Below are 16,619 nucleotides of genomic sequence, written 5' to 3' on the forward strand. Positions count from 1 at the left end.
CGCCCGCTCAGGGGGCGGCGAACAGCGACTGCACCCTGGTCACCCGTCCCTCGCCGTCGAAGCTCAGGTCGTACCCGACGAGCGAGCGGTCCGAGGGCGACTGGGCCGCCAGCCGGGTGACGAACTCGGCCTGCGAGTAAGGGGAGGCCTGCTTGTCGTCGCCGATCGGCACCGACAGCAGCACCTGGGCGTCCTCCACCATGGGCACCATGGTGTAGGGGCCCTCGCCCGGAACCACCACCCAGTACTCGTGCGGCTCCGTCACGGCCTCCTTCTGGGCCGGCCGCACCGAGAGGTAGGTCTGTCCGTCGATGATCCGGGCTTCCTCGATCTGCACGAACTGCTTGGTGCCCGCCCAGGGGGCCTCGTCGCCGGACCCCGCCGAGTCGTCCGGCTCCGTACCGCCGCTCCCTCCGTCACCCCCGGCCGGGGACTCCTCGTCCGCCGGAGCCTCCCCCTCCTCCGGGGCCGTTTCCTCCGATGCCTCCGGTGCCTCCGGTGCCTCTGAGGTCTCCGAGGTCTCCGACGCCGCCCGGTCCGCGGGCTCGGGGGCGGCCTCCGTCCCGCCGTCGCTGCACCCGGTCAGCACCACGGCACCGAGAGCAAAGGCGATGAGGCAGTTGGCGGCGGCCCGGCGGTGTGAGACTCGCATGGTCAAGGTTCCCCCCTGGATCGGGTACGGATCTTCAGTACACGACCTCTACGCGCCACCCCACCCGCAAGGTTGCACCCGGATGCGAATCTTCTGCGCCCGCCCGCCCGCCCCGGCCGCGGCGGGCCGGGCTCACCCGGTGAGCCAGTACGCCTCCCGCAGCGACTGCACCCGGCCCTCGCTGTCGTAGTCGATGACGAAGATCCACCGAGGCCCGGCGGCCAGCTCCCCCACCAGCCGGCCCAGCTCCACATCCGCGGGCTCCCCGCCCGCCAGCTCCCGCGCCTCCACCAGCGTCCGCTCCGGCAGGATCAGCGTGTGCACCACACCGGTGGGCGCCGTCGTGTCCCCCTCGGTGCGGAGCTGCTCGACGGTGACCCGCACCGCGTCCCCCTCCGCCACCGCGCCGTACACATAGCCCAGCTCGTCGGCGTACTCCTCGCCCGCGGCGGGCGTGGGCGGCGCGAACAGCGAGGCGGTCGGCTCCGGGGGGACGGCGGGCGGTTCCGGCTCCCCCCGGGGGGCCAGCGCGAGCGACAGGCCCCCGACGGCCAGGGCCGCGGTCAGCAGCGCACCGCCGGAGACCGCCGCGGTCCGCCGGCGGCGCACCCGCTGCTCGGCGCGCGCCCGGATACGCTCCGCGGCCAGCGGCACCGCATGCCGGCGGCCCGACTCGGCGACGTCGGAGAGATAGCCCTCCAGCACAGTCTCGTCAGCCATGACGCACCTCCGGCAGCCGGCTCGTCCGCGGGTCCAGCTCAGTATCGGCCAGCAGCCGCGCCAGGGCCGTCCGCCCCCGGCTCAGCCGCGCCTTGACCGTGCCGACGGGGCAGTCGGTCTCGGCGGCCACCTGCTCGACCGTCAGATCGCACAGATGGTGCAGCACCACGGCCCGCCGCTGCGCCTCGGGAATCTGCCGCAGCGCCTGGACCAGCAGCACATGGTGCGGATCCGGCGGCGGCACCGTGGCGGGCCGGCCCTGCCGCCGGACGAAGGCCAGCGCGGTCCGCATCCGCCGCCACCGGCTGACCGCCAGCCGCCAGGCCACCGTGCGCACCCACGCCTCGGGGGCACCGTCGTCCAGGTCCAGCCTGCCCCAGCGCTCCCAGGCCCGGACAAAGGCTTCCTGGACCACGTCCTGCGCCTCGGCCAGATCGCCCGTCATCGCGTAGAGCTGGCCGATCAGCCGGCCGACGCTCGCCGCGTAGAAGGCGTCGAACGCCTCCGTGTCCGCGGCCCGGGTCCGCGGTTCGTCCGGCGGTCGCATACGTCCCTCACACACTGCACCGTGACCCGTGCCACTCGCCTTGCCACTGCCTTCCTCACGACACAAGGCACCCTAATGCTCCAGCCGCCCGGCAAAACCCGCAGGCCAGGCGGCAAAGTACCGACGAGTACCAGGGGTGGCACCCCACTCGCCCGTGGTGACGGGCCACCCGCGCGGCGGCTGCCTCCGCAAACCTCCCCGGCTCGGGGCGGCACCCCACGACGACGCAGAGGACCGGGATGCTGACGCTCGATCCCGACACGCGGCCCGTGATGGCTGCGCCCGCCGCTTTCCGCACCCAGCCGGCGGCGGCGGTCATTGGCCCGTGGCCGGGCAGGACGAGAACGCCGACCGGCCACGGGATGAGGTTGGCCGCCCACCGAAAGCTCCCCAGCAGCAGGCGGACGGCCGGCTCTATGGGGCCAGGCGGCGGGCGCGTTCCTCGGCGTCGGCCGCAGCGCGGACCATGCGGGCGAGGGGTTCCAGGCACGGGCGGCAGGCCCACAGCCCGGCTGCGGCGGCGCCGAAGCGGACATGTCCGGCCCACCAGACCGGTACGGCGGTACCGCCGCACCACAGCCGGCACATGCCGGTGACCGGCCGCCCGGGCTCGGCCGGGACGCCGAGCGTCATGGCCGGCGCGGTCACCGGCCGGCCTCGGGGGCGCCTCGGTGTGAGTCGTGCAGGGTCCGGGCGACGGCGCAGCCGGGGCCCTGGGCGGTGCGGCGGCAGGGTTCGCAGGTCAGCGCGTGATCCATCAGCGCCGCCCACAGCCCCGCACGATCCAGGAACAGGGACGCGTCCTCGGGGCAGGCATATACGGTCCACCCCGGCCTGCTGTTCTGGTGCACCGCACCGACCGGGATCGGGGTGTCGGTCATTTCCTTGCAGTGTGCGCACATCCGGCGCGCCGATTGCCGGGCGGTGCAGGGTGCGGCGGGCGGTCGCTCCGTCATGACGGGGCTCCTGTGACGTGGTCATCGCTGACAGTCACAGCCTGGCGGCCGGAGCAGCCCGTAGAGTTCCCCGATCCGGGAACATTTCCGGGTTTCAGATCATGCCGACCCACCCGGCGAGGGACACCAAACCATCCGGGGCGCGGCGCTGGTGCCGCACCAGGACACCGATCGTGGACCGCATCAGCGGGTGATACCGGGCCTGCTGCGGCGCGATTTTCCGCGCCCTGTGCAACTGCTCCTCCGCCTTCTCGTAGCGCCCCATCTGCGCATACGCCCGGCCCATCTCGATGTAGTAGCGCCCCGTCCGCATCGGAGGATGCCCGGCCGGGAAGTGCAGCTTCCTCGCCTCCTTCACCGCTGCACCAAGATCCCCCAGCTCCACGGCCGTGGCCACCTCGAAATGCTTGACGTTCGTCAGACCGAAGGAGGCCCAGTACACCCCGGGCACATCCCGCCCGATCCGCTTGGCCGCCGCGCCGGCCTCCTTCAGGTACTCCTCCACCGAGTCCTTGTTCTTCGCCTGCGCCGCGGCGATCGCTCCGGCCAGGTGCAAGCTGCCCCCCACCGCCAGCGCCGGCACGGCGTGCGGATCGTCCGCCTGCTCCACCAGCCGATGGCCACGCTCCAGAATGCGCTCAGCCATCTGGTTGTCCCCGCGCCGCAGCAGCATGCTGGAACGGCGCGCGAGTCGCAGCGCCAGCAGCAGCGGGTCTTGGGCCTGCTCGCCCATCCACCCCATGCGCTCCAGCGCGATGGCCGCCAGGTGGTGATAGCCGAGGCGATAGGCGAACTCGTAGGCCACCCAGTAGGTCCAGGCGAGGAGTTCGGCGAGTCGCTGCCGCTCGGCCCCGAAGGAAGCGAGACCGACGGCCGTGGTGAGTTCGCTCATCAACCCGGGCAGCGCTTCCCCGATGCCTTTGTACTCGGTGGCGCAGGTCCCCTCACACAGGCGCTCCACGTCGGCGGCCAGCGCCGCGACGGGGCGGGGCGTGATGTCCGGGTCGGGCCCGAGATCGTACATGTCCAGGGCCGCGGTAAGGGGTTCGATCATCGCGTCCAGGCGGTCCTGCTGTAGCTCGGACATGTACGGCTGGCCGTTGAGAACGTCAACCGGGACGTGCAGGGCTCGGGAAGCGGCGGCCACGATGCCCGGGGTGGCCGGCGAAAGGCCCGCCTCCACCTTGGCGATGGTGCCACGAGAGACGAAAGCCTTCTGGGCCAGACCGCTTTGCGTCAGACCGCGCAGCTTCCGGTAGTCAGCAAGGCGCGCGCCGATGTGGTCGTCAGTGCCCTGTGGCATTCTGGGCTCCGTTGTCGTGACTGTGCTGTTGGTCGCACTCGGCACAGTACGCCCCGGCAAGGCTCCGGGATAGCGAGCAGCCCCAGCGGGTGATTCCCCCTGGGGCTGTTGGGCTGCCAAGTTGGGTGGGTGTGGGCGACCTTGAGGTCCATGGTGGTCAGGTGGGGGCGAGGGTGTCGCTGTAGGTGATGTCGAGTTCTGCGGTAAGGGCGTGGGCGAGCTCGGTCTGCTGGTGGCGGCCGATGATGGTCCCGCGCAGGTTGGTGACGCCGCGGACGGTGGAGAGGTCGCTGCCGCTGAGGTCGGTGTCGTGGTAGCGGCCGGTGCCGAACTCGGTCAGGCGCAGCGTGCACTGGTCGAAGACCGCGCCGGTGAGGTCGCAGCGGTCCAGGACGGCTTCGGTGAGGACGCAGCGGGTGAAGAGGACCGGGCCGGTGGCGCGGACCTCGGTGAGGGTGGCGTAGTCGAGGCGGCAGGTGTCGAAGACGGCGTTTTCGAGGGTGATCTTGTTGAGGGTGGCGCCCATGAGCTTGCAGTCGCGGAAGAGGACTCGGGTGAGTCTGCTGTCGGTCATCTCGGCGGTGCCGAGGTCGCAGCCGGCGAATTCGATGGAGTCCGCGCGTGCCCCGTGGAGGTGCGTGCGCTTGGCGGAGAGGTCGGTGATGCGGCCGGTGATGAGACGGGTGTCGGTGAGGTCGAGGTCGCGGAGGTCGGCACCGGTGTACTGGAAGTCCTGGAGGATGCCGCGTCCGCTCTCCAGTGAGGTGCGGTTGGTGAGGTAGAGGCCGGGCTCGTCCAGATCAGGGAGGGTGGCGGTGACGCGGCCGAAGGTGCGCTCAGTCATGGGTGGTGTGCTCCAAGAGAGGGCGGCGTCGGTTTCGCTGCTCGTCGGAGGCGGGGCTGACGCGAAGGGGTCACTTCTTCTTGTTCCAGTTGTCCCAGGTGGGGCGGTTGTCGAAGGCGCCTCCTCCGGCGTTGTCCCAGGTGGGCTGGTTGTTGAACTTGTTCATGGTGAGTTCCGGCCGGCCGTGGCCGGTGATGTGGGTGATGGCCGGGGTGTCGGCGATGGCGAGCAGTTCGAGCAGAGTCACGCTGCGTGTTCCTCTCGGACGGTATCGGACAGTGCGGTGATCAGGGCTTGCCGCGAGGTGCGGCAGTAGTTGGTTTCGGTGGTGTCCAGGCGGCCGTTCTCGAAGTAGCGGTTGCCGGCCTGTGCGCCCTGGCAGAAGTCGAAGAAGGCGCAGGTGGCTTCGCAGCGGTCGAGGCCGCTCAGGAACTCCTGTACGTAGGTGAGACGGTGGGCCTGGGCGAGGATGCTGGTGAGGGTCTGGTCGCGGATGTTCCCGGCGCGGAAATCGTCGTAGCGGGGATCGGTGATCCCGGACAGTTCGGGCGAGAGCAGCGTCACGTCGCCGTTGGCGGCGATGGTGGGGATGGGGTCGATCAGCCGCTGTCCCCATTCATGGCCAAGGCCCGTGCGGTTCAGGGCGAGGTAGTCGCCGAGGCGGGCCAGCTCCCTGATGATCAGGCCGGGGTTGCGGCGGCTCCAGGCAATGGTGCGTTGCCAGAACTCCGTGGCCTGACGCAGGGTGGGCTGCTGCCGGGCTGTGTTGACGCCTTCGGCCTCCTCGATGTTGAGCCCTGCGGTGTGGCAGCCGAGCCGGGCGAGGAAGTCCAACAGGGGCTCCGGGCGGGTGATGCTGTCGGCGGTGACAACGGCGATGCCCGAGAACCCGATCCCGGCCTGTCGCAGGTGTTCGATGCCGCGGATCGTCCTGCTGAACGTCGGCCGCCCGGCTCGGTCCACCCGCTGCACATTGAGCGCGGCGGGGCCGTCGATGCTCACTCCGACGCGGAAGCCGTAGCGGGTCAGGAACTCGCACCAAGAATCCGTGATCAGCGTGGCGTTGGTCTGCACGTAATGGTGGACCCGGCCCGCTTGCCGCAGGACCTCGAAGGACTCCAGCAGATCGGCGAACCGGCGCCGACCGAGGGCCAGCGGCTCGCCGGCGTGCCAGATCACATCCACTCGCCGGTCCGGGCCCGCGTCGGTGATCTCGCTGACCGAAAGGACGACGGCTTCGGCCACATCCGGTGTCATGGTGCTGCGCCGCTCGCGGTCGGGGAGGTAGCAGTAGGTGCAGTCCAGGTTGCAGAAGCTCGTCGGCTGGAGGACCACTGTGTGTGGCACCGACGCGATGCGTCGGTCGTATGCGGTGATCAGGGTGTCGTCGCGCATGGCTGTCGCTCGTCCTGTTGTCGACTGCGGGGTGCGGAAGATCTGGCGCCTGATTCGGCGTCGGGCTTTATCTGGCCCGGGCGGCCGCGAGCGTGAAGCCCATGCCGAAGCCGACGGCCCAGATGGACAGCGGCCCGGCCAGGAGCCCGGGGGCGTATCCGGCACGGCGCAGAGCGCGGATCACGTCGGGTGCTCCTGTGCCTGGTGGCGGCGCATCCGGACATTGGCGTCCGACACGCCCGAGCCATCTCCAGCGGCGTGGGCGCGCTCGCGGAGGCGCGCCAGGTACGCGCAGGCCACGCACCCCTGGGCAGGCTCCGGGCGGTGTTCGTTGGGGTCGCGTGGCTGCGGGATGATCACGACGCCTCCCGTTGTGCGGCCGGGCGTTCAGGTACGTCTGAGAGCCGTGCCTTTACGTCTGCGGCTTTGGCCAACACTCGCAGCGATTGAGTGAGCCGCGTCGTGTCCGGTCGAGGCCCGTGCGATGTCCACAGCCTGGCGGACGGTCGTCTGAATCCCGGCCCGTTTCGCTGTTCCCGGCTGGAGAGCAGCGAGACGGCGGGCGTCGGGCTTCAGGACCAGGGCGTAGCCGCGAAGGCGCCGGCGGAGTGCTGCCGCGAGCTCCCCGTGGCAGCGTCTGTGGCGGGCCAGGGGCAGGGCGAGAGCTACGTCCCGGTGCACCTCGTGCAGGTCGGGAGGACGGTCGGCTTGCGTCATCGGGTGGGGCATCTCTGTACTCCGGGAGGGAATCGGGGCGCTCAAGCACCGGGCGGCCCAATGGAAACGACGCTCGTTCGAGGGAACCTGCGGCCTCAACCGGACTGCTGGCGTGGCCGCGTGGTTACCGGTTATGACCGTAGGAGCACTCCGGATGCACTGGAACTGACTGTGAGTACGTGTTCTGTCACGCGAGATGACAGGGGTTGCTGATGAGCCCGGTGAACCGGAAACGCGCAGGGGGAACCATCACCGGCTATGTGCTGCGGCTGGCACGGGAGAGCATCCCGGCGACGCAGTCCGGCCTCGCCGAGCGGCTCGGCGTGGACCTAGCGACCGTCCAGGGCTGGGAGTCCGGCCGACGCCCCCTGATGAACATGAAGGCCGGGGCGTTGCTGGACCTGCGACGGCGGTTACCGGCAATCGGGGCCGACCCTGCCTTGGTGCACCTCATGGACGCGGCCATGGACGCCGACCGCGTCATCACCTCCACGCTTGACCCTCCCGGCGCAAGCCCAGGGGACCACCCGCTTGCGGTGTGGGTGCACACCCGGGCCACCGCACACATGATCGCGTGGGCCTTGAACGGGACTCCGCCGCGAACGCTGCCCACATTGCCGTCGCAGCGGCGTCGCGGTGCCGTCCCGCCGGGACCTGTCCTGACGGCGGCGGAGAAGAACGCCTTCTTCTCGAACCTGCGGGAGACGACCGAGGCCGCCCACCGGGCTGGCGACAGCGCCGCCCTGCTCCGCCGCCAAGCCCTGTACCTGGCCTCCTACGACCGTGGCCCGGGCGGTTCGGCCTGGACGATCCACACCCTGCACGGCCACCGTGGAGTGCTCTCGCTCCGTGGATGGTCACCGCACTGGCCGGAAGCCCGGTCCACCGCCACGGCGCTGGCCCGGCAGGGCGACCCACAGCCACTGATCGACTTCATCGACCGTGCCCTCGTCGACGACGACGCGGGCGAGGCTGCAAATCTCAACTACTGGGCCTACTGGCTCGGAGCCGTTCCCGCCCCCCAGGCCGACGACCGGTTCATGCCCGACCGCGATCCGGTCTGGGACCCGATCACCCTGCTGCGTCTCCTCGTTGCGGGCCTGCACGAGGCACCCGGGTACATCGACCTGTATGTCCACTCCCTGTGGGCGCTGCTGCACGCTCACTCCTGGCTCCCGCAAGCCGTGCCGTCGCTCGTCGGCGAACTCGATCTCCGTGTCCAGCGGCTGCTGGACGGCGGCCGGATCTCCGCCCGTTCCCGACGTGAGCTCGGTGCGGTGCATTACCGTCTGCAGAACCGCAGTTGAGAGGACCTGAACTGATGACTGAGCACTCCGGTGACACCGCGGCGGCCCGGGGAACGGCCGGATTCCTGAGGGAGATGGGGATGCTGAAGCGGGCCAAGCGGTCCGGCTGGTGGATCGCCGGGGTCAAGGACCCGGAGAGCATCGCGGAGCACTCCTTCCGGGTGGGCGTCATCGGCGCGGTGCTGGCCATGATGGAGGGCGCGGACCCGGCCCAGGTCGCGCTGATGTGTCTGTTCCACGACACCCAGGAGACCCGGGTCGGCGACATCCCGCACATCGGCCGCCGTTACCTGACCGCCGCCTCCAACGAGGAGGTCACCCGTGACCAGCTCGCCGACGCCCACCCGGACGTCGCGGCCGGCGTGCAGCGGGTGGTGGACGAGTACGAGAACGGCCACGGCCTGGAGGTCACGGTCGCCCACGACGCGGACAAGCTCGAATGCCTCCTCCAGGCCGTCGAGTACCGCGAGCAGGGGCACCAGAACGTCCAGAACTGGATCGACACCAGCAAGAACAGCCTCAAGACCGCCTCCGCTCAGGCCCTCGCCGAGGCGGCGCTGACGATGACCTCGGTGGAGTGGCAGCAGACCTACCTCCGCTGACAGCCACCGGTCGCAGAACGCAGCCGAGCGCGGCGGGCACATGTTGCCCGCCGCGCTCGGCCCCTGTGGGAGGTGCGCAGTTGGCCGATCTGCGTCAGGCATCCGGCATCGAGGGCTGAGGTCCACACCCGCCGTGTGTCGGTCTGCGGAACGGAACGGCGCGCGAGGGGTGCCGGAGGAGACGGGCGGTGGGGCGGCCGGGGGCGGCGGCGGGCCGCCCCCGGCGGGCGCGGTCAGTTCTCCAGCTGGGTGATGTCGCGGACGGCGCCCTTGTCCGCGCTGGTGGCCATGGCGGCGTAGGCGCGCAGCGCGAGGGACACCTTGCGGTCGCGGGCGGCCGGGGCGTAGCGGCCGTTCAGCGCCTCCCGGCGGGCGGCCAGGGTGGCCTCGTCCACCTTGAGCTCGATGGTGCGGTTCGGGATGTCGATGGAGATCAGGTCGCCGTCCCGGACCAGCGCGATGGTGCCGCCGGCCGCCGCCTCGGGGGAGACATGGCCGATGGACAGGCCGGAGGTGCCGCCGGAGAAGCGGCCGTCGGTGACCAGGGCGCACTTGGCGCCCAGGCCCCGGCCCTTGAGGAAGGCGGTCGGGTAGAGCATCTCCTGCATGCCCGGGCCGCCGCGCGGGCCCTCGTAGCGGACGACCACCACATCGCCCTCCTTGACCCGCTTGGTGAGGATCGCGTCGACCGCCTCCTCCTGGGACTCGACGACGACGGCGGGGCCGGTGAAGGTCCAGATGGACTCGTCCACGCCGGCGGTCTTCACCACACAGCCGTCCTCGGCGAGGTTGCCGCGCAGCACGGCCAGGCCGCCGTCGGCGGAGTAGGCGTGGGCGGCGTCGCGGATGCAGCCGCCGGCCGCGTCGGTGTCCAGCGACTCCCAGCGCTCGGACTGGGAGAACGCCTCGGCGGAGCGGCGGCAGCCGGGCGCGGCGTGGAAGAGTTCCACGGCCTGCGGGGAGGCGGAGCCGCCGCGGATGTCCCAGTTCTTGAGCCATTCCTCCAGCGAGGAGGCGTGCACGCTGGACACGTCCTCGTTGAGCAGGCCGGCCCGGTGCAGTTCGCCCAGGATGGCGGGGATGCCGCCGGCCCGGTGCACGTCCTCCATGTGATAGGTGCCGTTGGGCGCCACCTTGCACACGCAGGGCACCCGGCGGGAGACGGCGTCGATGTCGGTCAGGCCGAAGCCGAGCTCCGCCTCCTGGGCGGCGGCCAGCAGATGCAGCACGGTGTTGGTGGAGCCGCCCATGGCCACGTCCAGCGCCATGGCGTTCTCGAAGGCGGCCCGGGAGGCGATGTTGCGGGGCAGGACGGAGGCGTCGTCCTGCTCGTAGTAGCGGCGGGTGATCGCGACCACGGCCCGGCCGGCCTCCTCGTAGAGGGCGCGGCGGGCGGTGTGGGTGGCGAGCACCGAGCCGTTGCCGGGCAGGGCCAGGCCGAGGGCCTCCACCAGGCAGTTCATGGAGTTGGCGGTGAACATGCCGGAGCAGGAGCCGCAGGTGGGGCAGGCGGCCTCCTCGATCCGGGCCAGGTCCTCGTCGGAGGTGGTCTCGCTGACCGCCTCGGACATGGCGCTGATCAGGTCGAGGTTGGAGCGGACGGTGCCGTCGACCAGCGTGGTCTTGCCGGCCTCCATGGGGCCGCCGGAGACGAAGACCACCGGGATGTTGAGCCGCAGGGCGGCCATCAGCATGCCGGGGGTGATCTTGTCGCAGTTGGAGATGCAGACCAGGGCGTCGGCGCAGTGCGCCTCGGCCATGTACTCGACGGAGTCGGCGATCAGGTCCCGGGAGGGCAGGGAGTACAGCATCCCGCCGTGGCCCATGGCGATGCCGTCGTCCACGGCGATGGTGTTGAACTCGCGGGGCACGCCGCCGGCCGCCTTGATGGCGTCGGAGACGATCCGGCCCACCGGCTGGAGGTGGGTGTGACCGGGGACGAACTCGGTGAAGCTGTTGGCCACCGCGATGATCGGCTTGCCGAAGTCCTCCCGCGCTACACCGGCGGCGCGGAGGAGAGCCCGGGCGCCCGCCATGTTGCGCCCGTGGGTGACGGTTCGGGACCTCAGTGTCGCCATGATTCCGGTCTCCTGGAGGTGGACGGCTGCGTCTTCCGAGCGTACGCCCTTGCCCGGGGGATGGGACGGCGAATACCGGATGGCGAGACCGTGAGCCGACCGGCGCACAAGCCGGGGCGCGCGCCGGGGCGCCGGTTCAGGCCACCGGGTCGGCGGGGTGCGGGGCGAGCAGCGGGAGCAGCCGGGTGCCGGCCGGGGCCGCGCCCGGGGCGGCGGGAGGAGCGGGGGGAGCGGCCGGGGCGGCGGCGAGACGGGTCTCGCAGAGTTCGGCGAGCACGTCGTAGGCGGCCTTGCCCATGAGCTCGACCAGTTCCGGCCGGTAGCTGAGGTACAGCGGCTCGACGGCGGTGTGCGCGGCCGGGGCGCCCGTGCACCACCAGTGCAGATCGTGCCCGCCCGGCCCCCAGCCGCGCCGGTCGTACTCGCCGATGGTGACGTACAGCACCTGCTCGCCGTCCGGCTGCTCGATCCACTCGTAGGAGCGGCGCAGCGGCAGTTGCCAGCACACGTCCGGCTTGGTCTCCAGGGGTTCGCGCCCCTCCTGCCGGGCCAGGATGTGCAGGGCGCAGCCCTCGCCGCCGGGGAAGCCGGGCCGGTTGAGGAAGACGCAGGCGCCCTTGATGCGCCTGGTCTGGCGCTCGCCGTCGGCGTTCCGCTCCGTCCAGCCGTCGCCCCATCGCTTGCCGCGGTGGCCGGCCGCGTGGTGCTGCCAGATGTCCGGGGTGAGGCGGGCGGCGTGGCCGGCGACCCGCTGCTCGTCGTCGGTGTCGGTGAAGTGCGCGCCGAGGGTGCAGCAGCCGTCGCTCGCCCGTCCGGCGTGGATGCCCTCGCAGCCGTTGCCGAAGACGCACTGCCAGCGGGAGGTGAGCCAGGTCAGGTCGCAGCGGAAGATCTGGTCCGGGTCGGCGGGGTCCGGGAACTCGACCCAGGCGCGGGGGAAGTCCAGGGCCACCTCGTGCCCGGCGGCCCGGCGGCGGGCGCCGTCGAGCTGCCACACCGTCCGCCCGCCCTGCTCCGCCGCCGGTTCCGCCGCCGGTCCCGCCGGGGGGCCGCCCGCGGGTTTGACCGGATCTTTGCCGGACCGGTGTTCCCGCTTTGTCCCGTTCGTCTCAGCCACACCGCCCAGCGTAGACGGCCACGGTAGCGTGAGCGCCCATGAGACTCGGTGTTCTGGACGTGGGATCGAATACGGTCCACCTGCTGGTGGTGGACGCGCACCGGGGTGCGCGCCCGCTGCCGGCGTACTCCCACAAGGCCGAGCTCCGGCTGGCCGAGCTGCTGGACGGCGACGGAGCGATCGGCCCGGACGGCGTGGACCGCCTGGCACAGACCATCGAGTCGGCGCTGGAGGTGGCCGAGGACCAGGGGGTGGCCGAACTGCTCCCCTTCGCCACCTCGGCGGTGCGGGAGGCCACCAACGCCGACCGGGTGCTGGCCCGGGTGGCGGAGGAGACCGGCATCGAGCTCCAGGTGCTCTCCGGCGAGGACGAGGCGCGGCTGACGTTTCTGGCCGCCCGCCGCTGGCTGGGCTGGTCGGCCGGCCGGCTGCTGCTGTTCGACATCGGCGGCGGCTCGCTGGAGATCGCCTACGGCCTGGACGAGGCGCCGGACGCCGCGGTCTCGCTGCCGCTGGGCGCCGGGCGGCTGACCAACGGCCGGCTGCCGGGCGATCCGCCGGACCCGGCGGATGTGCGGGCGCTGCGCCGCGATGTGCGCTCGCAGATGGCGCGGGTGGTCGGGGAGTTCAATCGGCTGGGCAAGCCGGACCGGGTGGTGGGCACCTCCAAGACCTTCCGGCAGCTGGCCCGGCTGACCGGGGCGGCGCCGAGTTCGGAGGGCCTGTACGCGCGGCGGCTGCTGGGGCGCCAGGCCCTGCGCGAGTGGGGCCCCAAGCTGACGGTGATGCCGGAGCGGGAGCGTGCCGGGCTGCCGGGGGTGTCGGAGGGCCGGGCCCGGCAGTTGCTGGCGGGCGCGGTGGTGGCGGAGGCCGCCCTGGATCTGTTCGGGGTGCCGGAGCTGGAGATCTGTCCGTGGGCGCTGCGCGAGGGCGTGATCCTGCGCCGCCTGGACCAGATGCGCAACGGCCACGACTGAGCCCGGGCGGGGCCGGGCGGGGCCGGGCACGGTGCGCGGACGGGTCCGGGCGGCGCAGGGACACAGCGGCGCCGCGGCCTTCCGGCGCCGCGGCCCTCAGGGAGTGCGGCGGCGCAGCGTGGCGGCGCCGACCAGCAGCATGGCCAGCGCGAACGCGGCGACGATCACCAGATCGCGCACATAGCTACCGGTGACCCCGGTCTCGGTGACCACCTCCTGCATGGCGTCCACCGCATAGGACATCGGCAGCAGGCCGGAGATCCACTCCAGTACCCCGTTCATCTGCTCGCGCGGCACGAACAGGCCGCACAGCAGGATCTGCGGCAGCACCACGGCCGGCATGAACTGCACCGCCTGGAACTCGGAGGAGGCGAAGGCGGAGACGAACAGGCCCAGGGCGGTGCCGAGCAGCGCGTCCATCACCGCGATCACCAGCAGCAGCCAGGGTGAGCCGGTGGTCTCCAGGCCGAGCGGCCAGATCGCCACCGCGGTGGCCAGGACGGCCTGTGCCACGGCGAAGACCCCGAAGGCGACGGCATAGCCCAGGATCAGGTCCGCCTTGCCGAACGGCATGGTCATCAGGCGTTCCAGGGTGCCCGAGGTGCGCTCCCGCAGGGTGGCGATGGAGGTCACCAGAAACATGGTGATCAGCGGGAAGATGCCCAGCAGCGAGGCGCCGGTGGAGCTGAACATCCGCTCGTCGGCGTCGAAGACGTAGTAGAGCAGCACCAGCAGGAACACCGGGACGAGCAGCATCAGCGCCACCGTCCGGCGGTCGTGGGACAACTGGCGCAGCACCCGGCGGGCGGTGGCCAGGGTGATCACCGGGTTGACGGCGCGCACCGGGCGGCGGCGCGGGCCGTGGCCGGCCGGGGTGCCGGTCCCGGCGCCGGTGCCGGTTCCGGTGCCTGCGGCGTCGGTCGCGTTCACGGGCGGGCCTCCTCGGCTTCGCGGGCGGAGTCGATCAGGCGGAGGAAGGCGTCCTCCACGGTTGCCGAGCCGGTCCGCTCGCGCAGCGCGGCCGGGGTGCCCTGGGCGAGAATGCGGCCCTCGCGCATCAGCAGCAGTTCCTGGCAGCGGTCGGCCTCGTCCATCACATGCGAGGAGACCAGCAGGGTGACGCCGCCGGACGCCAGCCTGTGGAAGAGGTTCCACAGGTCGCGGCGGAGCACCGGGTCGAGGCCGACGGTGGGCTCGTCCAGCACCAGCAGCTCGGGGTCGCCGAGCAGCGCCACGGCGAGCGAGACCCGGGAGAGCTGTCCGCCGGAGAGATTGGCGGTCAGCGCGTCGGCGTGCGAGGAGAGGTCGACGTCGCGCAGTGCCCGGTCCACGGCGGCGGGCAGCCCGGCGCGCGGGATGCCCAGCACGGCGCCGAAGTACTCCAGGTTCTGCCGGGCGGTGAGGTCGGTGTAGACGGAGGGCGCCTGGGTGACATAGCCGATGCGGTGCCGCAGGGCGGCGCTGCCGGCCGGCCGGCCCAGCACCTCCAGCTCCCCGCTGACCTGGGCCTGGGCGCCGACGATGGACCGCATCAGGGTGGTCTTGCCGCAGCCGGAGGGGCCGAGCAGGCCGGTGAGGGTGGCACGGCCGACGGTCAGGCCGATCTCCCGCACGACCTTCCGGCCGCCGCGGATCACCGAGAGGCCCTCGGCTCGTATCGCCGGGCCGGGCGGCGCATCGGGTCCGGCCTCGGAGCGGGCCCCGGAAGGGGACCCGGAGGAAAAATTCATCATGTGTTGAATATTGCTCCCGGCCCTCCCGGACGTCAAGCCGGAACCGCCGGCCGGCCCCGTCGCGCCTGCCGCCCGCCCGCCGCCCGCCCGCGGTCGGCACGCTGTGCGCCCGCGCCGCCCCGTACGCTGGGGCGCGTGGCAGGTCATGGATCAGTGCGGTCCGCCCGGGCCGGGCAGGGGGCACGCAGGCTGAAAGTCGCTTTGTCGACGGCTTCCGTGTACCCCGAATCCACGGCCTCGGCCTTCGAGACGGCCGCCCGGCTGGGCTATGACGGCGTGGAGGTGATGGTCTGGACCGACCCGGTCAGCCAGGACCCCGCCGTGCTGGGCCGGCTCTCGGACCGGCACGGCATCCCGGTGCTCGCGGTGCACGCCCCGTGTCTGCTGATCACCCAGCGGGTGTGGTCCACCGACCCGTGGCGCAAGCTCGAACTCTCGCGCCTCGCCGCGGAACGGCTCGGCGCCTCCACCGTGGTGGTGCATCCGCCGTTCCGCTGGCAGCGCGGCTACGCCCGCGACTTCGTGCCCGGCCTGCGGCGGATGGGAGAGGAGACCGACATCCGGTTCGCGGTGGAGAACATGTACCCCTGGCGCTACCGGCGGCGTGCCATGCAGGCGTACGCCCCCGGCTGGGACCCGACCCAGGAGGACTACCGGCACTTCACCCTCGATGTGTCGCACACCGCCACCTCGCACAGCGACCCGCTGGCCATGGCCGAACGCATGGGTGACCGGCTGGCGCACCTGCATATCGGGGACGGCACCGACTCGGGCAAGGACGAGCATCTGGTGCCGGGCCGCGGCAGCCAGCCGTGCGCCGAGCTGCTCCGGCGGGTGGCGGCCGGCGGCTTCGACGGGCATGTGGTGCTGGAGATCAACACCCGCCGGGCGATGTCCTCGGCCGAGCGGGAGGCCGACCTGGCCGAGGCGCTGGCCTTCACCCGGCGCCATCTGGCCGCCCCGGCGGCCGGTCCCGGCCTGCTGCGGAGGCCGGCATGACGGCGCCCCCGCCCGCCCCGTCCTCCGGGCCGTCCACGCCCCGGCGGCGCGGCCGGCCACCGCGCGCCGGGCGGACGGCCGCGGACGTCCCCGCCGCCCGGGACCGGATTCTGGACGCCGCCCGCGAGACCTTCGCCGCCCACGGCTACGACAAGGCGTCGGTGCGGGCCATCGCGCGCCGCGCCGAGGTCGACCCGGCGCTGGTGCACCACTATTTCGGCACCAAGGAGCAGGTCTTCGAGGCGGCGGTGGCAAAGGCCGCGGCTCCGGTGCTGGCCGGACCGTCCGTCCTCGCGGAGGGCGACCCCCGGGAGATCGGGGAACGGATGACGCGGCTGTTCTTCTCCGTGTGGGAGAACCCGGCGTCGCGCGAGCCGCTGCTGGCCATCATCCGCTCGGTGGTGACCCACCAGACGGCCGCCCGGATCTTCCGGCAGTTCATCACCAAGAATCTGGTGAGCCGGGTGGCGCAGCGGCTGCCCGCCCCGGACATCGAGACCCGGATCGAGCTGGCCGTGGCGCAGTTGGTGGGCGTGGCGATGCTGCGCTATGTGCTGCGGGCGGAGCCGCTCGCCTCCGCCGAGGCGGAGGATCTGATCCGCCGGCTCTCCCCGGTGGTGCAGTTCCACCTCGCCGGCGGCCCGCCCCCGCTGCCGCCGGAGCACTGACACC

The 16,619-nt window shown here is 72.1% G+C and carries 18 protein-coding genes; 5 read left to right on the top strand and 13 right to left on the bottom strand.

What is annotated here, in order from left to right; translation table 11 throughout:
• Positions 1 to 7: 7 nt before the first annotated feature.
• From BM242_RS29655 to amcB, 9 genes are all read right to left on the bottom strand, one after another.
• Complete coding sequence (locus BM242_RS29655; RefSeq protein WP_093841129.1) at positions 8 to 652, bottom strand: hypothetical protein; 645 nt, start codon at positions 650 to 652, stop codon at positions 8 to 10.
• A gap of 132 nt (positions 653 to 784) precedes the next feature.
• Positions 785 to 1,372 carry a hypothetical protein gene (locus BM242_RS24615; RefSeq protein WP_093841130.1) on the bottom strand — a complete coding sequence of 196 codons (588 nt, stop codon included), beginning with the start codon at positions 1,370 to 1,372 and terminating at the stop codon, positions 785 to 787.
• A complete protein-coding gene (locus BM242_RS24620) occupies positions 1,365 to 1,919 on the bottom strand; it encodes a SigE family RNA polymerase sigma factor (protein WP_093841131.1) in 555 nt (184 codons plus the stop codon). Before BM242_RS24620 ends, BM242_RS24615 begins: the two co-directional genes overlap by 8 nt.
• Before the next feature lie 414 nt (positions 1,920 to 2,333).
• Positions 2,334 to 2,552: a hypothetical protein gene (locus tag BM242_RS24625; protein WP_139238434.1), complete on the bottom strand. Its 219-nt coding sequence runs from the start codon at positions 2,550 to 2,552 to the stop codon at positions 2,334 to 2,336.
• Positions 2,553 to 2,563: 11 nt separating this feature from the next.
• Complete coding sequence (locus tag BM242_RS24630) at positions 2,564 to 2,800, bottom strand: hypothetical protein (protein ID WP_093841133.1); 237 nt, start codon at positions 2,798 to 2,800, stop codon at positions 2,564 to 2,566.
• Positions 2,801 to 2,969: 169 nt separating this feature from the next.
• Positions 2,970 to 4,178 (bottom strand): helix-turn-helix domain-containing protein, encoded by a 1,209-nt coding sequence (locus tag BM242_RS24635; protein ID WP_093841134.1) that lies wholly within the window; start codon positions 4,176 to 4,178, stop codon positions 2,970 to 2,972.
• A gap of 157 nt (positions 4,179 to 4,335) precedes the next feature.
• Entirely contained in the window at positions 4,336 to 5,022 is a 687-nt protein-coding gene (locus BM242_RS24640; RefSeq protein WP_093841135.1) for a pentapeptide repeat-containing protein, read from the bottom strand.
• Between the two features lie 70 nt (positions 5,023 to 5,092).
• On the bottom strand, positions 5,093 to 5,269 hold the full coding sequence (gene amcA, locus BM242_RS29660) for a multiple cyclophane-containing RiPP AmcA (RefSeq protein ID WP_175541561.1): 177 nt from the start codon (positions 5,267 to 5,269) through the stop codon (positions 5,093 to 5,095).
• Positions 5,266 to 6,417, bottom strand: coding sequence for a cyclophane-forming radical SAM peptide maturase AmcB (amcB, locus tag BM242_RS24645; protein ID WP_093841136.1), 1,152 nt, complete (start codon positions 6,415 to 6,417; stop codon positions 5,266 to 5,268). Before amcB ends, amcA begins: the two co-directional genes overlap by 4 nt.
• A 929-nt stretch (positions 6,418 to 7,346) precedes the next feature.
• Here amcB and BM242_RS24655 point away from each other — a divergent pair.
• The gene (locus BM242_RS24655) at positions 7,347 to 8,441 is read left to right on the top strand and encodes a helix-turn-helix domain-containing protein (RefSeq protein ID WP_093841138.1); all 1,095 of its coding nucleotides are present in this window, start codon (positions 7,347 to 7,349) and stop codon (positions 8,439 to 8,441) included.
• Between the two features lie 14 nt (positions 8,442 to 8,455).
• On the top strand, positions 8,456 to 9,043 hold the full coding sequence (locus BM242_RS24660) for an HD domain-containing protein (protein WP_093841139.1): 588 nt from the start codon (positions 8,456 to 8,458) through the stop codon (positions 9,041 to 9,043).
• 233 nt (positions 9,044 to 9,276) lie between these two features.
• Here BM242_RS24660 and ilvD read toward each other — a convergent pair whose 3' ends face one another.
• On the bottom strand, positions 9,277 to 11,121 hold the full coding sequence (gene ilvD / locus BM242_RS24665; protein ID WP_093841140.1) for a dihydroxy-acid dehydratase: 1,845 nt from the start codon (positions 11,119 to 11,121) through the stop codon (positions 9,277 to 9,279).
• Positions 11,122 to 11,257: 136 nt separating this feature from the next.
• Positions 11,258 to 12,118 (bottom strand): DUF3109 family protein, encoded by an 861-nt coding sequence (locus BM242_RS24670; RefSeq protein ID WP_093841141.1) that lies wholly within the window; start codon positions 12,116 to 12,118, stop codon positions 11,258 to 11,260.
• 158 nt (positions 12,119 to 12,276) lie between these two features.
• Between BM242_RS24670 and BM242_RS24675 the strand changes: the two genes are divergently transcribed.
• Positions 12,277 to 13,215 (top strand): Ppx/GppA family phosphatase, encoded by a 939-nt coding sequence (locus BM242_RS24675; protein WP_093841142.1) that lies wholly within the window; start codon positions 12,277 to 12,279, stop codon positions 13,213 to 13,215.
• A 96-nt stretch (positions 13,216 to 13,311) separates the two neighbouring features.
• On the opposite strand, the gene BM242_RS24680 is transcribed toward BM242_RS24675, so the two are convergent.
• Together BM242_RS24680 and BM242_RS24685 are read right to left on the bottom strand one after the other, a co-directional pair.
• Positions 13,312 to 14,058, bottom strand: coding sequence for an ABC transporter permease (locus tag BM242_RS24680; RefSeq protein WP_093841180.1), 747 nt, complete (start codon positions 14,056 to 14,058; stop codon positions 13,312 to 13,314).
• Between the two features lie 83 nt (positions 14,059 to 14,141).
• The gene (locus tag BM242_RS24685; protein ID WP_093841143.1) at positions 14,142 to 14,948 is read right to left on the bottom strand and encodes an ABC transporter ATP-binding protein; all 807 of its coding nucleotides are present in this window, start codon (positions 14,946 to 14,948) and stop codon (positions 14,142 to 14,144) included.
• 189 nt (positions 14,949 to 15,137) lie between these two features.
• Here BM242_RS24685 and BM242_RS24690 point away from each other — a divergent pair, with 189 nt between their 5' ends.
• The gene (locus tag BM242_RS24690; RefSeq protein WP_093841181.1) at positions 15,138 to 15,947 is read left to right on the top strand and encodes a sugar phosphate isomerase/epimerase family protein; all 810 of its coding nucleotides are present in this window, start codon (positions 15,138 to 15,140) and stop codon (positions 15,945 to 15,947) included.
• Positions 15,944 to 16,615, top strand: a complete 672-nt coding sequence (locus BM242_RS24695) for a TetR/AcrR family transcriptional regulator (protein ID WP_093841144.1) — start codon at positions 15,944 to 15,946, stop codon at positions 16,613 to 16,615. Before BM242_RS24690 ends, BM242_RS24695 begins: the two co-directional genes overlap by 4 nt.
• The last annotated feature ends 4 nt before the right edge of the window (positions 16,616 to 16,619 follow it).

The organism is Streptomyces aidingensis, assembly GCF_900112355.1.
Classification (GTDB): Bacteria; Actinomycetota; Actinomycetes; order Streptomycetales; family Streptomycetaceae; genus Streptomyces; species Streptomyces aidingensis.

What these genes read in the sequence shown, in the direction of transcription:
- BM242_RS24685 (WP_093841143.1), bottom strand. Translation starts at nt 14,948, where the DNA reads ATGATGAATTTTTCCTCCGGGTCCCCTTCCGGGGCCCGCTCCGAGGCC.
- BM242_RS24625 (WP_139238434.1), bottom strand. Translation starts at nt 2,552, where the DNA reads ATGACGCTCGGCGTCCCGGCCGAGCCCGGGCGGCCGGTCACCGGCATG.
- BM242_RS29655 (WP_093841129.1), bottom strand. Translation starts at nt 652, where the DNA reads ATGCGAGTCTCACACCGCCGGGCCGCCGCCAACTGCCTCATCGCCTTT.
- amcB (WP_093841136.1), bottom strand. Translation starts at nt 6,417, where the DNA reads ATGCGCGACGACACCCTGATCACCGCATACGACCGACGCATCGCGTCG.
- BM242_RS24630 (WP_093841133.1), bottom strand. Translation starts at nt 2,800, where the DNA reads ATGACCGACACCCCGATCCCGGTCGGTGCGGTGCACCAGAACAGCAGG.
- BM242_RS24635 (WP_093841134.1), bottom strand. Translation starts at nt 4,178, where the DNA reads ATGCCACAGGGCACTGACGACCACATCGGCGCGCGCCTTGCTGACTAC.
- BM242_RS24660 (WP_093841139.1), top strand. Translation starts at nt 8,456, where the DNA reads ATGACTGAGCACTCCGGTGACACCGCGGCGGCCCGGGGAACGGCCGGA.
- BM242_RS24620 (WP_093841131.1), bottom strand. Translation starts at nt 1,919, where the DNA reads ATGCGACCGCCGGACGAACCGCGGACCCGGGCCGCGGACACGGAGGCG.
- BM242_RS24615 (WP_093841130.1), bottom strand. Translation starts at nt 1,372, where the DNA reads ATGGCTGACGAGACTGTGCTGGAGGGCTATCTCTCCGACGTCGCCGAG.
- BM242_RS24655 (WP_093841138.1), top strand. Translation starts at nt 7,347, where the DNA reads ATGAGCCCGGTGAACCGGAAACGCGCAGGGGGAACCATCACCGGCTAT.
- BM242_RS24640 (WP_093841135.1), bottom strand. Translation starts at nt 5,022, where the DNA reads ATGACTGAGCGCACCTTCGGCCGCGTCACCGCCACCCTCCCTGATCTG.
- ilvD (WP_093841140.1), bottom strand. Translation starts at nt 11,121, where the DNA reads ATGGCGACACTGAGGTCCCGAACCGTCACCCACGGGCGCAACATGGCG.
- BM242_RS24675 (WP_093841142.1), top strand. Translation starts at nt 12,277, where the DNA reads ATGAGACTCGGTGTTCTGGACGTGGGATCGAATACGGTCCACCTGCTG.
- BM242_RS24695 (WP_093841144.1), top strand. Translation starts at nt 15,944, where the DNA reads ATGACGGCGCCCCCGCCCGCCCCGTCCTCCGGGCCGTCCACGCCCCGG.